This is a genomic window from Pseudarthrobacter sp. 1C304, from assembly GCF_052245515.1.
Lineage (GTDB): Bacteria > Actinomycetota > Actinomycetes > Actinomycetales > Micrococcaceae > Arthrobacter.
The window spans coordinates 32,381-44,801 of the sequence record NZ_JBQQCH010000014.1 but is presented as its reverse complement, the minus strand read 5'-3'; the positions used below and the strand labels follow the sequence as shown (position 1 = coordinate 44,801).

Sequence of the window (12,421 nt, the reverse complement as noted above, 5' to 3'; positions counted from 1 at the left end):
CCCCCCCCCCCCGCGCTGCCGGTGCCTCGATGGCAGGGCCTAATTGCTAGAGCCTAGTTGACGGGTCCGGTGTACTTCTCGCCCGGGCCCTTGCCCGGCGCATCCGGAATGATGGATTCTTCCCGGAAAGCCAGCTGCAGGGACCGCAGCCCGTCGCGCAACGGTCCGGCGTGCTGGGAACCGATCTCCGGCGCCGCGGCGGTGACCAGGCCGGCCAGGGCCGTGATGAGCTTGCGGGCCTCGTCCAGGTCCTTGAGCTCCTCGGCGTTCTCCTCAGCGGCAAGGCCGAGCTTTACGGCGGCGGCACTCATGAGGTGCACGGCGGCGGTGGTGATGACCTCGATCGCGGGCACCTCGGAGATGTCGCGGATCTGCTGGGAAACGTCGCCCTGGGAGCCGGCGGGCTCGAAAACATGTGAATTACTATCTGCTGTGCTCATGCTGGTAAGCTTGTCACAGACCGACTGATTGTCGTTACTTACCGCAGTTGTGGAGCCCGTCAGCAGCCAGCATGCCCGTCATGCAGGTGCGCCGGACGGGATTTCTTCTGTAGAATCGACTTTTAGTTTGCAAGCGGAGTTCTCTCCCACCCGCGTCAGCCGCTCTCCTTCGGGAGGCTTCGCAAGAAGCCAGGTTGCCGGGTACCTGGTCGGGCATTTTCCCGGGCGCCAGCCCGGAAGGATGCATGCCGCCTCACTCGAGGCAGGCAGTTCCGATCTTCGAGGCCTTCGATTGCTCCGGCAATTGGGGGCCTTCTCTTTTTGCCGGTGGAATACCCCTCACGAACACAGGAGCTTTAACATTAGCGAGCCAAGAATCAATGAGCGTATCCGCGTCCCCGAGGTGCGGCTGGTCGGCCCTGCAGGCGAACAGGTAGGAATTGTCCGTATTGAGGATGCCCTGCGTTTGGCTGCCGAGTCCGATCTTGATCTCGTTGAAGTTGCACCGCAGGCCAAGCCTCCGGTGTGCAAGCTGATGGACTTCGGCAAGTACAAGTACGAAGCCGCCGTCAAGGCACGCGAAGCCCGGAAGAACCAGACCAACACGGTCCTGAAGGAAATCCGCTTCCGCCTGAAGATCGACACCCACGACTACGAGACGAAGCGCGGCCACGCGCTCCGCTTCCTGGGTGCCGGTGACAAGGTCAAAGCCATGATCCAGTTCCGCGGCCGTGAGCAGCAGCGCCCTGAGATGGGCATCCGTCTGCTCCAGCGCTTCGCCGACGACGTCTCCGAAGTTGGCGTTGTTGAGTCCAGCCCCCGGATCGATGGCCGCAACATGGTCATGGTGGTTGGTCCCCTGAAGAACAAGGCAGAAGCCAAGGCCGAGGCCCGCCGTGCAACACAGCGTGCAGAAGCCAAGGCCGAGAACGAAGCCAAGGCTTCGGGCCGCGTCGACGTATCCGGCAGCGATGCCCCGATGACGCAGTCGCTGGCCGATCTTCTGCCGGCCGGGTTCGAGGTCCACACGGAAGCAGCCGCTGCCGAGGCTCCGGCCAAGGAAGCGCCCGTTCAGGAAGCCCCTGCCAAGGAAACCCCGGCTAAGGAAGCGCCCGCTCAGGAATCCCCGGCCACGGAGGCTCCCGTTCAGGAGGCGCCGAAGCAGGAGGCACCCAAGTCTGCTCCGAAGGCCGAAGCCCCCAAGGCTGCTGCCAAGCCGGCAGTAGCCAAGGCGCCGGCGGCGCCGAAGGCCGCAGCAAGGGCCCCCGAAGCCGCGAAGGCCCCGGAAGCCGCGAAGGCTCCTGAGGCTGAGAAGGCCGCTCCGGCGGCAGCACCGAAGCCGGTTGCTGCGCCGAAGCCGGTTCCGCGTCCCGCGGCTCCGAAGCCTGCCGCACGGCCGGCTGCGCCGAAGGCTGCAGCCAAGCCGGGCACCAAGAAGACCAACTAGTTCAGGGCTGCAGGACAGCAATGTCCGGCAGCAAGAAACCAGCATGCCGCCCGCAGGGGCGGCTGCACGAAAGACTGCAGACCTTGTCTGCGGATACGTAAGGAGATCGGTTCCCATGCCGAAGATGAAGACCCACAGCGGTGCTAAGAAGCGCTTCAAGCTGACCGGCAGCGGCAAGCTGCGCCGCCAGCAGGCCAACCGCCGCCACTACCTCGAGCACAAGTCCTCACGGCTGACCCGCCGCCTCGCCGGCGACAAGATCGTCTTCAAGGGCGACGCCAAGGTCATCCGGAAGATGCTCGGCATCTAAGTTCCAAGTTCTCTGACTGGTGCTGTCCTGGCAGCAGTCAACTACCACAAAGGCTTCTCAGGCCAGCCGGTTGTTCCGGCAGTAGTTGCTTGGGATCAGATTTTCGAAGGAGTACGCACGTGGCACGTGTGAAGAGGGCGGTCAACGCCCACAAGAAGCGCCGGGTTATCCTTGAACGCGCAAAGGGCTACCGTGGACAGCGTTCACGCCTGTACCGCAAGGCCAAAGAGCAGCTGCTGCACTCGTTTGTGTACAGCTACGGCGACCGCAAGAAGAAGAAGGGCGACTTCCGTCGCCTCTGGATCCAGCGCATCAACGCTGCATCCCGCGCCAACGGCCTGACCTACAACCGTCTGATCCAGGGCCTCAAGGCCGCTGAGGTCGAGGTTGACCGCCGCATGCTGGCCGAGCTCGCCGTCTCCGACGCCAACGCTTTCGCCGCGCTGGTCAAGATCGCCAAGGACGCGCTCCCCGCCGACACCTCCGCTCCGGCCGTCCAGGCTGCAGCTGCATCGGCTGCGAAGAAGCCGGCCGCCAAGAAGGCTGCCGCCAAGAAGCCGGCCGCTGACAAGGCTGCTGAGTAGTACTGAAATAGTTTCAGGAACACCCCGTTCAGGGACCGGCCGTAAAAGCCACTAAGGTTCTTATATGAACGAATCCGGGCGCCCGCAAGACTTTCTACTTTCCAATCCCCGAGCTGATCGGGTGAGGAAGGTGGCACAGCTTGCCGGGCGCCCGGCCCGTTTAAAGCGCCGCGAGTTCCTGGCGGAAGGGCCGCAGGCGGTCCGGGAGGCCCTCGCCCTGCACCAAAAGCGGGTTGCCGCGGGGGAGCCCGGTATTGTTCTTGAGGTCTACGCCAGCGAGTCCTGCCTGGACCGCCACCCGGAGCTGGAAGCACTGGCGGAGGGCGTCAGCGCCTACCTCGCCACGGACGACGTGCTCGCCGCGATGGCTGACACCGTGACCCCGCAGGGCATCGTCGCCGTGTGCCGCCACCTTGACGCCACCCTTGAAGAAGTTCTCGACGCCGGCCCCACCCTGGTTGCCGTGCTGTGCCAGGTCCGTGATCCCGGCAATGCCGGCACCGTGCTCCGGGCCGCCGACGCGGCCGGGGCCGACGCCGTCATCCTGACCGGTGCCAGCGTGGACATCTACAACCCCAAGGCGGTCCGTTCCACGGCGGGATCGCTGTTCCACCTGCCTGTTGTGCTGGGCGCCGACGTCGCGGAAGTGGCGGCCCGGTGCAAGGAGCGCGGCATCGGCGTCCTCGCCGCGGACGGGTACGGCCAGCTGAACCTCGATGTCCTGCAGGACCAGAACGCGGCCCGCCGCATGGGGGCGGCATCCGCGGTTTCGGACTACGCCCTGGAGGGCCCCACTGCGTGGCTTTTCGGCAACGAGGCGCAGGGCCTGTCCGAGGAGGAACTCGCCGTGGCCGACCACCGCGTGGCCGTGCCCGTCTACGGGTCCGCCGAAAGCCTCAACCTCGGGACCGCGGCGACCGTATGCCTCTATGCCAGCGCCCGGGCGCAGCAGGCCGGTGCGAAAGCGCAGGACTAGCGGCAGCACTGCCTGCGCCAGAGTCCTCTACCCGCTGTGACCAGCCGGCTGGGCATAACGGTACGGGCATAAAAGTACGGGCATAAAAGTACGGCGGGGGTCCACCGAAAGGTGGGCCCCCGCCGTCGTACATGTGCAGTTATGAGGTCTTGTTGCGTCCTGTGATGGCGCCGTACACGCCGGCAACCACCAGGCCACCGACAATGGCCATGATCCAGGAACCGAGATTCCAGAATTCCATGGTGCCGCCGCCGAACAGCAGGTCCCCGATCCAGCCGCCGACGACTGCGCCGACAACGCCGAGCACGAGGCTGGTGACCCAGCCGCCGCCCACCCTGCCAGGCATAACTGCCTTGACGATTGCACCTACTATGAGTCCGAGAATGATCCAGCCAAGAAAGCCCATTACTCCTCCTACATATTCGTCGGCATCCAAATGGTGAATCCCGATTATGGCTTCAAGCTAACATAGGCGGGTTTGCTTGTCAGCAGAGCAATACTCAATCGTTACCTGCCCGGTGACCTGCGCCGTTGCCTGCAAACAGGCCCCGCGGCGGGTGCCCGGCGGCCGCATCCGCGGCTAGCGGGAGAGCGGCCTCCTGCGTTCCACCAGGCCGCTGACGGCGGCCACGCCGAGGCCCAGGACTGCCAGCACGGCACCGACCAGCGCGGGTGCCACGTAACCCCAGCCCCAGGCGATCACCAGGCCGCCGAGGAAGGCGCCGAGGGCGTTGGCGACGTTGAGGGCGGCGTGGTTCAGCGAGGAGGCCAGCGAGGGTGCGTCCGGGGAGGCATCCAGCAGCCGGGTCTGCAGCGCGGGGACCAGGAGTGCCCCGGCGGCGCCGACGACGAAGACCATCACGTAGGCGGACCAGGGCCAGTGCACGGCCACGGCATAGACCACCAGGGCGACGGCGATGCCCGGCAGAACCCAGTAGATGGTGCCCATCACGGACTTGTCAGCGATCCGGCCGCCCACAATGTTGCCGGCCACCATGCCCAGCCCGTACAGCGCCACCACCAGCGGAAGCCAGGCGGCGGGAATTCCTGCCACGGACGTCATGGTGTGGGCGATGTAGGTGTAGGTGGCGAAGAACCCGCCGAAGCCGACGATGCCGATCAGGATCGCCAGCCAGACCTGGAGCCGCTTCAGGGCGCCCAGTTCGCGGCGGAAGCTCGCATCGGCGTGCGGCTTCTGGAACGGAACGAATTTCCACAGCATCACCAGGGTGAGGATGCCGATCAGGCCCACCAGCAGGAAGAGCAGCCGCCAGCCGTAGGTCTGGCCCAGCCAGGTGCCAAAGGGGACGCCGATGACGTTGGCGACGGTCAGCCCTGCCATGACCATGGAAATGGCCCAGCCGCGCTTGGTCGGTGCAACCAGTGACGCGGCGATGACGGCCGCGACGCCGAAGAACGCGCCGTGCGGCAGGCCGGCGGCGAAGCGGGACACCAGCATGGTGCCGTAGTCGGGTGCGATGAAGGACGTCAGGTTCGCGATGCTGAAGAACAGCATGAGCCCCAGGGCCAGGTACTTCCGCGGCATTTTTGCGCCGACGGCGGCCAGCAGCGGGGCTCCGATCACAACACCCAGGGCGTAAGCCGAGATCAGGTGGCCCGCTTCGGGGGTGCTGATGTTCAGTCCCTGCTCCACCTCCTTGAGCAGGCCCATCATGGTGAACTCCGTGGTGCCGATGCCGAATCCGCCCATGGCGAGGGCAAGGATGGCGAGGGCAAGGTGGCGGGTCCCGGTTTTGGGCGCCGCCGGGGCATGGGTGGTGGTTGTCATTCGTCTGCTTTTCAGGAACGTTCCCGGGCCAGGCCGGGATAAATGCGGCAAGTTAAATCTGATGTGTGGGGTTGGTGTGTGTAACGGGGCGGGGGCTTCCGATATTCCGGTCCCCGCCGAAGGCCGCCGCTTCCATTCTCCCCTACACCGGTGCCGCCCCTAGACTTGGTGCGTGACTGGACTGATACGCGTTGCCGGCGGCGCGGTACTTGATTCCCTGGCCGACCCCGGCAGTCTGCTCGTGGCACGGCGGACGTCGCCGCCCCGTTTCGCCGGCATGTGGGAGTTCCCTGGCGGCAAGGTGGAGTCCGGCGAGACCGCAGAACAGGCCCTGCACCGGGAGCTGCGGGAAGAGCTCGGCATCAGCGTCCGGCTGGGCGCCGAACTGGACAGCGGGTCCGCCGACGGCTGGCCGCTCAACGAGCGCGCCGCGATGCGGGTGTGGTTCGCGGAACTGCTCGACGGCGTTCCCCGGCCCCTGCAGGACCACGATGAGCTGCGCTGGGTCAGCCTCCGCAACCGCGGCGAGGTGCTGGGCCTACCCTGGATCCCGGCTGACCTGCCGATCGTGGAAGCGTTGCTTGACACCCTCCGGGTCTCCGGAGCCGCTGCCTTGGCCGCGCGCTGAACGGCTGAGCCGGGCCGCTGTGGCCGGGCCTCTCGCCAAAGAGCGGCGCATGTGGCTACGCTGAAGCGAATCGAGAGGAGCAGCCCGTGCAGGTCGGCGTCAGGCGGGAGCAGCGTGCGGGGGAGAGGCGGGTTGCGGCCACTCCGGAGACAGTGCAGCAGCTCATCGCCCTCGGCCTGGACGTGGCAGTTGAGGGCAACGCCGGCGCCGAGGCCGGGTTTGGGGACGCCGCCTTCGCCGCGGCCGGCGCGTCGATCGTTTCCCGGCTGGCCCCGGAGAGCCTGAACATCCTGCTGCATGTCCGGCCGCTTGAGCCTGCGGCCGCCGCGGAGCTCCTGCCCGGCACCATCACGATCGGATTTGCGTCCCCCGCGTCCGAACTGGCAACCGTCGCCGCCCTCGCCGCCGCCGGCGTGTCCTCGTTTGCGCTGGAGCTGGTGCCGCGCATTTCGCGGGCCCAGTCCATGGATGCGCTCAGTTCCCAGTCGCTGGTGTCCGGCTACCGGGCCGTGCTGGAGGCCGCCCTGCGCTACCCGCGGTTCTTTCCGCTGTACATGACGGCCGCCGGAACCATTCCGCCCGCCCGTGTGCTGGTGCTGGGGGCCGGGGTCGCCGGGCTGCAGGCGATCGGCACCGCGAAGCGGCTGGGAGCGCGGGTCTCTGCCAACGACATCCGGGCAGCCTCCGCCGACGAGGTCGCCTCGATGGGCGGCACGTTCATCCGGCTGGACCTGGACTCCCAAGGGCCTGCCGCGGAAGGGGCCGGCGGCTACGCCCGGGAGCTCGGCCAGGACCGGGCCCTGCGCCAGCGCGCGCTCCTGGCCCCGCACGTCGCGGCCGCGGATGTCCTCATCACGACGGCGGCCATCCCCGGCCGCGCGGCCCCCTTGCTGGTGACCAGGGAGATGGTGGCCGGAATGCGCGCCGGGTCGGTCGTCGTCGACCTCGCGGCAGAATCCGGCGGCAATGTCGAAGGAGTCGTCCCGGGCCGGGACCTCCAGGTGCCCGTCGAGGGCGGGTCCGTGACCCTGGTGGGCCTGCAGGACGCGGCCTCGGCGATGCCCTCCGACGCGTCCCGGCTGTTCGCCAAGAACGTCGCGAACCTGCTGGCCCTCATGACTTCGGACGCCGCCGTCGTTCCGGACTTCGACGACGAAGTGGTGGCCGGGGCCTGCCTGACCCACGGCGGAACGGTCCGTCATGACCCCACCGCTGAAGCCCTGAAGGCGCTGAAATGATGGATCCGGTCACGCTGCTGACGGTGGTGGTACTCGCCGTTTTTGTGGGGTTCGAAGTGGTGTCCAAAGTGACAAGCAAGCTGCACACCCCGCTGATGTCCGGTGCCAACGCCATCCACGGCATCATCCTGGTGGGCGCCATCATTGTGGCCGGCCAGGCCACCGACCCCTGGCTGCTGGCCGTCGCGCTCCTCGCCGTGGTCCTGGCGACCGCCAACCTGGTGGGCGGATTCGTGGTGACCGACCGGATGCTTGAGATGTTCGGCGGCCGCAAGCGTGCCCGGCCCCGGACGGATGCGCGGGAGGACGGGACATGAGCATCCTCGGCCCCGGCTGGACCGCGCTGCTCTACCTTGTGGCGTCCGTCTGCTTCATCCTCGCGCTGAAGGGGCTGAGTTCGCCGCGGACTGCCCGGCGGGGCAACGCCATCGGAGCCGCCGGTGCCCTCGTGGCCGTGGCAACAGTGTTTCTCTCCGCGGAACTGGAGAATATCCCGCTGATCCTGGCCGCGATCGCCCTGGGCTCCGCCGTGGCAGTACCCGTGGCGCGGCGGGTGCAGATGACCCAGATGCCGCAGCTGGTGGCGCTGTTCAACGGTGTGGGCGGCGGAGCCGCCGCCCTCGTGGCGGTGCTGGAGCTCGGCCACACGGCGGATCCCTGGGTGCGGCTGGCCGTCGTCTTCACCATGCTGGTCGGGGCCGTGTCCTTTGCCGGCTCGGCCGTCACGGTCGGGAAGCTGCAGGAACTCATCAGCACCCGCCCCCTGCTTTTTCCCGGCATGCCGGTGGTGATGGGCGTTGTGGTGCTGGGGGCGGTCACCGCCGGTGCCGTTGTGGTCCTCACCGGGTCAGCCGGCTGGGCGCTGGCCCTGCTGGTGCTCGGCCTGGCGGGCGGAGTCCTGCTGGTGCTCCCGGTCGGCGGGGCCGACGTGCCGATCGTGATCTCGCTGCTGAATGCCTTCACCGGCCTCGCGGTCGCGGCCTCCGGCGTGGTGCTGGGGAACGTGCTGCTGGTGGTTGCCGGAACGCTGGTCGGGGCCAGCGGCACCATCCTGACCAAGGTGATGGCCTCCGCAATGGGCCGCGGGGTGGCGGGCATCATGTTTGGCGCCTTCCGGGGCGGCTCCACGGCCGGATCAACCGCCCAGAGCGACCGGCCGGTCCGTTCCTCGTCCCCCGAGGACGTCGCTGTGCAGCTCGGCTATGCGCAGCGCGTGGTCATTGTTCCCGGTTACGGGTTGGCCGTGGCGCAGGGCCAGCACACCATTGCCGAGCTCGCCACGGCCCTGACGGCCCGCGGCGTGGACGTGGTGTTTGCCATCCACCCGGTGGCCGGGCGCATGCCAGGCCATATGAACGTCCTCCTCGCGGAGGCCAACGTGCCCTATGAAGCGCTGAAGGAGCTTGAGGAAGCCAACCCGGAGTTCCCCACCACCGACGTGGTGCTCGTGGTGGGCGCCAACGATGTGGTCAATCCGGCCGCAAAAAGCACGCCCGGGGCGCCGATCTACGGGATGCCCATCCTCGAGGTGGCCCAGGCCGGGCAGGTGGTATTCCTCAAACGGTCCATGCGTCCGGGTTTCGCCGGGATCGACAACGAGCTGCTGTTCGACCCGAAGACCACGCTCCTCTTCGGCGACGCCAAGGACTCGCTCACCCGGGTACTGGGCGCCGTGAAGGCGCTCTAGAAGAGGGTGGGCTGCGCGGCCGCTGCTGTTTCGCGCGCCGCGCTGTGAAAGGCGGCCGGTTCGGGGATGCTGCCGGCGGGGTACTGCGCTTCCTCGTCCCGGGGGTCAAGGCTGCCGTGGTCCGTGTTGCCGTGGTCCGTGTTGCCGTGGCCCGTATTGTTGTGGTCACTCGCCGGTTCAAAGCTGCCGGGGTGATCGTTGACGTCGCGGTGGCTGAAACCATGGGATCCGGAAAAGCCGTGCCGGGCCTTGAAATACCGGATGCGCCCGGCGAGCCAGTCCCGGTACTCCTTGGAGGCGTAGGACCCCGTGCCGTACAGCCGCCGGTACTTGCCGGCGAGCTGCGGGTGCTCCCTGGCAATCCACTGCATAAACCACTCCCGGGTTCCGGGCTTGAGGTAAAGCGCTCCTGCGGTGACTCCGGTGGCTCCCGCCGCGGCCAGGGCGCCGAAAAGAGCATCGAGCGCCTCGTCGCTGTCGGACAGCCACGGCAGGATGGGCATGGCCATCACCCCGCAGGGCAGCCCTGCCTCCCGGAGCCGGGTGATGAGCTTCAGCCGGGCGCGGGGACCGGGCGTTCCGGGCTCCACGGCTTCGGAGAGGCTCTCGTTCGTCATGGCCAGCGAGATCCCCACGCCGACAGGGACCTGGGCAGCGGCGTGTTTCAGGAGCGGAATGTCCCGGGCCAGCAGCGTGCCCTTGGTCAGGATGGACAGGGGAGTGCCGGAATCAGCCAGGGCGCCGATGATGCCGGGCATGAGCCGGTACCGGCCCTCGGCCCGCTGGTAGGGGTCCGTGTTGGTGCCCAGGGCCACGTGCTGCCGCTGCCAGGAGGGCTTGGCGAGTTCCCGGCGGAGGACCTCCGCGGCGTTGATCTTCACCACCACCTGGCTGTCAAAGTCCAGTCCGGCGTCGAAGTCGAGGTAGGTATGGCTCTTCCGGGCGAAGCAGTAGACGCAGGCATGGCTGCAGCCGCGGTACGGGTTGATGGTCCACTCGAACGGCATCCGCGAACCGGCCGCCACTTTGTTGAGCACCGATTTGGCGGTGACCTCGTGGAAAGTGACGCCGGCAAACTCGGGGGTGGAAACGGACCGCACCAGCCCTATCAGGGGCAGCAGCGCATCGGCAGCCGGGGGCTGGGTGCGCCCTGCCGTCGTCGCGGGCAGTCCGGGGCCGGAGGTTCCGCCGCCTTCGGCCGCGTCAATAGGCGTCCCGCCGTTCGGGGTTCCGTCAATAGGCGCCCCGCCGGTGGGGCCGGAATCTCCGGGCGCTGGCTTCAGTGCTTGTGCGTCCCATCTCATCGCTCCATTCGAATATATGTTCGAGTCAAAGTCAAGGGCGGCGCGGGCTCATTCCTGGGGGTGCGGCCCGCGCGCCCGGGCAGCATCGCAGTCCAGTGTCGCCGCCAGTGACCGATCCATGCCGCCTGCCGGGCAGCCGCGGGCGCCGGGGGGCGTTGCTAGGCTGGGGCGATGATTCTCCTGACAGGGTTCGAGCCGTTCGGCGGCCACAGCACCAATCCGTCCTGGCTGGCCGCGCAGGAGGCCGCGGTCCGGTTGCGGGCAGAGGGCTTCGAGGCGCAGGCCGTGGAGTTGCCCTGCGTGTTCGGGGAAGCCATCCGCGTGCTGGAAAGTGCGCTGGAGCAGCACCGTCCCGGGCTGGTGATCTGCGCAGGCCAGGCCGGCGGCAGGCCCCGGATCTCGCTGGAACGGGTGGCGATCAACTGCGACGACGCACGGATTCCGGACAATGCCGGCAACGCACCGGTGGACCAGCCGGTGGTCCACGGGGGACCGGCGGCGTATTTCAGCACCCTTCCGGTGAAAGCGGCGCTCGCGGCCCTCACGGCGGCTGATATCCCCGCCGAGGTGTCCCAGACGGCGGGCACCTACGTCTGCAACCACGTCTTCTACGGATTGATGCACGCCCTGCGGCTTCGGCCCGGCACCCGGGGAGGCTTTGTCCACGTGCCCTACGAGCCGGGCCAGCTGCCGCCGGGTAGTTCGGCTCCGGCGCTGCCGCTGGAGCAGCAGGCCGAGGCGCTCGCCGTCGTCGCCCGTACTGCTTCGGCGACCACCGCGGACCTCAGGATCGCCGCCGGAGCGACGCACTAGCGGAGATCTGCCGGCCGGCGTCCTCAGCCGAGCAGTTCCCAGACAACGTTGATGGTGGCGCTGATGCTGGCTTCGCCCGCCTCCACGGTCAAGGATTCGACGGCGGCGGCCCGCTGCATCTTCGCCACCGGGATCGGGGCCGGGTAGCCCGTCTGCTGCGTCAGGGACACCACCTTGCCGAGTGTGGCGCCGGCAAGGGACGCGAAGTGCCCGGCAGACGTGAGCGCGTCCTGCCAGGCGGCCTCGCGGGCGCGGGCGGTGACGGCCGCGGGATCGGCGAAGCCCAGCTCCAGCCCGTTGAGCCTGACGTCGTTGCCGCCGGCCTCGACGGCGGCGGCGATGACCGCGGATGAGGACTGCAGGTCCCTGATCCGGACGCTCAGCGCGCTGGACGCGACGTATCCCGTCACCACCTGGCCCCGCCCCTCCTGCCAGTTCACCTCCGCGCGGACGTTAAGGCCCGACGTCGTGATGTCCGGGTCCGCCACACCGTGGCCCCGGAGCACCGCCGCGATGGCCGCGGAGACGCGGCCCGCCTCGCCGTAAGCTGCCCCGACATCCTCCCGGCGGCATTCAACGCCGATGGAAAGGGTCAGCAGGTCCGGCGCGGCTTCCGCACTGCCGGAACCGGTGACGGAGATGGTCCTGGCGTCGTCATTCATGGTGTGCCTCGTTCTGCTCGGGGAATGCCGGCAGCGTCCGGCCGGTCATGGCGGGCCCGCCTGGGCTCGGGGTAGCCGCCGGCCTGCAGCCCGGCGTGCCGTTCGAAGAAGTTCCAGGAGCCCGGGTTGCCGGTACGGGCCAGGGACCAGCCGGCGGCGAGGAAATACAGTGGCAGGAAGGGCAGTCCAAGGCACCAGGCGTACTGCGTGCAGTGGCGCTCCTCGTGGCCCAGCAGCACAGGGTTGTTCGCGGCTTCCGCGGGCCCGGCGCGGAAAATCACCACGTTGCCGACAGTGAAGGCCCCGGCGAAGGGCAGCCGCCAGCGGTACCCGGTGGCAATCAGCAGTCCCCGGGGGCCACGCTGCACGGGGGCGCGGGCACAGCCGGCCAGCAGCAACCCCAACGGAGTTGTTGCGTTCAGTACGTTGGCCACCTGCCGCAGCCGCTGTCCCGGCGTCATGAGGCCATGCTAGCCCGGGACCCGCCCGCGGGACACGAATCCGCGGCCCGCTGCACGCCTGCCCTGGGTGGGCCGTCACGTT

Annotated in this window: 15 protein-coding genes; 9 read left to right on the top strand and 6 right to left on the bottom strand. The window is 68.2% G+C overall.

The features are described from left to right. Positions 1 to 53: 53 nt before the first annotated feature. On the bottom strand, positions 54 to 440 hold the full coding sequence (locus tag ACTWQD_RS18005; protein WP_066434949.1) for a DUF1844 domain-containing protein: 387 nt from the start codon (positions 438 to 440) through the stop codon (positions 54 to 56). Positions 441 to 843: 403 nt separating this feature from the next. Between ACTWQD_RS18005 and infC the strand changes: the two genes are divergently transcribed. The 4 genes from infC to ACTWQD_RS17985 all read left to right on the top strand — a co-directional run bounded on the left by infC (position 844) and on the right by ACTWQD_RS17985 (position 3,757). Then, the gene (gene infC / locus ACTWQD_RS18000; protein WP_443197485.1) at positions 844 to 1,887 is read left to right on the top strand and encodes a translation initiation factor IF-3; all 1,044 of its coding nucleotides are present in this window, start codon (positions 844 to 846) and stop codon (positions 1,885 to 1,887) included. Positions 1,888 to 2,002: 115 nt separating this feature from the next. Further along, on the top strand, positions 2,003 to 2,197 hold the full coding sequence (gene rpmI, locus ACTWQD_RS17995; protein ID WP_009358635.1) for a 50S ribosomal protein L35: 195 nt from the start codon (positions 2,003 to 2,005) through the stop codon (positions 2,195 to 2,197). A gap of 119 nt (positions 2,198 to 2,316) precedes the next feature. Beyond that, positions 2,317 to 2,781, top strand: coding sequence for a 50S ribosomal protein L20 (gene rplT, locus ACTWQD_RS17990; RefSeq protein ID WP_443197484.1), 465 nt, complete (start codon positions 2,317 to 2,319; stop codon positions 2,779 to 2,781). 64 nt (positions 2,782 to 2,845) lie between these two features. Next, positions 2,846 to 3,757 carry a TrmH family RNA methyltransferase gene (locus ACTWQD_RS17985; protein WP_443197483.1) on the top strand — a complete coding sequence of 304 codons (912 nt, stop codon included), beginning with the start codon at positions 2,846 to 2,848 and terminating at the stop codon, positions 3,755 to 3,757. Positions 3,758 to 3,896: 139 nt separating this feature from the next. Here the strand turns inward: ACTWQD_RS17985 and ACTWQD_RS17980 are convergent, their stop codons facing one another. Both ACTWQD_RS17980 and ACTWQD_RS17975 read right to left on the bottom strand, forming a co-directional pair. After that, positions 3,897 to 4,163 (bottom strand): GlsB/YeaQ/YmgE family stress response membrane protein, encoded by a 267-nt coding sequence (locus ACTWQD_RS17980; RefSeq protein ID WP_443197482.1) that lies wholly within the window; start codon positions 4,161 to 4,163, stop codon positions 3,897 to 3,899. A gap of 174 nt (positions 4,164 to 4,337) precedes the next feature. Next, a complete protein-coding gene (locus tag ACTWQD_RS17975; RefSeq protein WP_443197481.1) occupies positions 4,338 to 5,546 on the bottom strand; it encodes an MFS transporter in 1,209 nt (402 codons plus the stop codon). A gap of 172 nt (positions 5,547 to 5,718) precedes the next feature. Between ACTWQD_RS17975 and ACTWQD_RS17970 the strand changes: the two genes are divergently transcribed. The 4 genes from ACTWQD_RS17970 (at position 5,719) to ACTWQD_RS17955 (ending at position 9,099) form a co-directional block, all read left to right on the top strand. Next, entirely contained in the window at positions 5,719 to 6,174 is a 456-nt protein-coding gene (locus ACTWQD_RS17970; protein ID WP_443197480.1) for a (deoxy)nucleoside triphosphate pyrophosphohydrolase, read from the top strand. An 86-nt stretch (positions 6,175 to 6,260) separates the two neighbouring features. Continuing rightward, positions 6,261 to 7,412 (top strand): Re/Si-specific NAD(P)(+) transhydrogenase subunit alpha, encoded by a 1,152-nt coding sequence (locus ACTWQD_RS17965; protein WP_443197479.1) that lies wholly within the window; start codon positions 6,261 to 6,263, stop codon positions 7,410 to 7,412. Further along, complete coding sequence (locus tag ACTWQD_RS17960) at positions 7,412 to 7,729, top strand: NAD(P) transhydrogenase subunit alpha (protein ID WP_443197489.1); 318 nt, start codon at positions 7,412 to 7,414, stop codon at positions 7,727 to 7,729. Before ACTWQD_RS17965 ends, ACTWQD_RS17960 begins: the two co-directional genes overlap by 1 nt. Next, positions 7,726 to 9,099 (top strand): NAD(P)(+) transhydrogenase (Re/Si-specific) subunit beta, encoded by a 1,374-nt coding sequence (locus tag ACTWQD_RS17955; RefSeq protein ID WP_443197478.1) that lies wholly within the window; start codon positions 7,726 to 7,728, stop codon positions 9,097 to 9,099. The genes ACTWQD_RS17960 and ACTWQD_RS17955 overlap by 4 nt, the downstream gene beginning before the upstream one ends. On the opposite strand, the gene ACTWQD_RS17950 is transcribed toward ACTWQD_RS17955, so the two are convergent. Next, complete coding sequence (locus ACTWQD_RS17950; protein ID WP_443197477.1) at positions 9,096 to 10,403, bottom strand: Rv2578c family radical SAM protein; 1,308 nt, start codon at positions 10,401 to 10,403, stop codon at positions 9,096 to 9,098. The two genes, ACTWQD_RS17955 and ACTWQD_RS17950, sit on opposite strands and share 4 nt — an antisense overlap. A gap of 171 nt (positions 10,404 to 10,574) precedes the next feature. Between ACTWQD_RS17950 and pcp the strand changes: the two genes are divergently transcribed. Continuing rightward, positions 10,575 to 11,216, top strand: coding sequence for a pyroglutamyl-peptidase I (gene pcp / locus ACTWQD_RS17945; RefSeq protein WP_443197476.1), 642 nt, complete (start codon positions 10,575 to 10,577; stop codon positions 11,214 to 11,216). A 23-nt stretch (positions 11,217 to 11,239) separates the two neighbouring features. On the opposite strand, the gene ACTWQD_RS17940 is transcribed toward pcp, so the two are convergent. Together ACTWQD_RS17940 and ACTWQD_RS17935 are read right to left on the bottom strand one after the other, a co-directional pair. Beyond that, positions 11,240 to 11,878 (bottom strand): SIMPL domain-containing protein, encoded by a 639-nt coding sequence (locus ACTWQD_RS17940; RefSeq protein ID WP_443197475.1) that lies wholly within the window; start codon positions 11,876 to 11,878, stop codon positions 11,240 to 11,242. Then, a complete protein-coding gene (locus tag ACTWQD_RS17935; protein ID WP_443197474.1) occupies positions 11,875 to 12,339 on the bottom strand; it encodes a hypothetical protein in 465 nt (154 codons plus the stop codon). The genes ACTWQD_RS17940 and ACTWQD_RS17935 overlap by 4 nt, the downstream gene beginning before the upstream one ends. Positions 12,340 to 12,421: the final 82 nt, after the last annotated feature.

Coding starts and splice junctions, on each gene's coding strand:
- ACTWQD_RS17985 (WP_443197483.1), top strand. CDS start 2,846: ATGAACGAATCCGGGCGCCCGCAAGACTTTCTACTTTCCAATCCCCGA.
- pcp (WP_443197476.1), top strand. CDS start 10,575: ATGATTCTCCTGACAGGGTTCGAGCCGTTCGGCGGCCACAGCACCAAT.
- ACTWQD_RS17960 (WP_443197489.1), top strand. CDS start 7,412: ATGGATCCGGTCACGCTGCTGACGGTGGTGGTACTCGCCGTTTTTGTG.
- ACTWQD_RS17935 (WP_443197474.1), bottom strand. CDS start 12,339: ATGACGCCGGGACAGCGGCTGCGGCAGGTGGCCAACGTACTGAACGCA.
- ACTWQD_RS17940 (WP_443197475.1), bottom strand. CDS start 11,878: ATGAATGACGACGCCAGGACCATCTCCGTCACCGGTTCCGGCAGTGCG.
- rpmI (WP_009358635.1), top strand. CDS start 2,003: ATGCCGAAGATGAAGACCCACAGCGGTGCTAAGAAGCGCTTCAAGCTG.
- ACTWQD_RS18005 (WP_066434949.1), bottom strand. CDS start 440: ATGAGCACAGCAGATAGTAATTCACATGTTTTCGAGCCCGCCGGCTCC.
- ACTWQD_RS17975 (WP_443197481.1), bottom strand. CDS start 5,546: ATGACAACCACCACCCATGCCCCGGCGGCGCCCAAAACCGGGACCCGC.
- ACTWQD_RS17950 (WP_443197477.1), bottom strand. CDS start 10,403: ATGAGATGGGACGCACAAGCACTGAAGCCAGCGCCCGGAGATTCCGGC.
- ACTWQD_RS17980 (WP_443197482.1), bottom strand. CDS start 4,163: ATGGGCTTTCTTGGCTGGATCATTCTCGGACTCATAGTAGGTGCAATC.
- ACTWQD_RS17955 (WP_443197478.1), top strand. CDS start 7,726: ATGAGCATCCTCGGCCCCGGCTGGACCGCGCTGCTCTACCTTGTGGCG.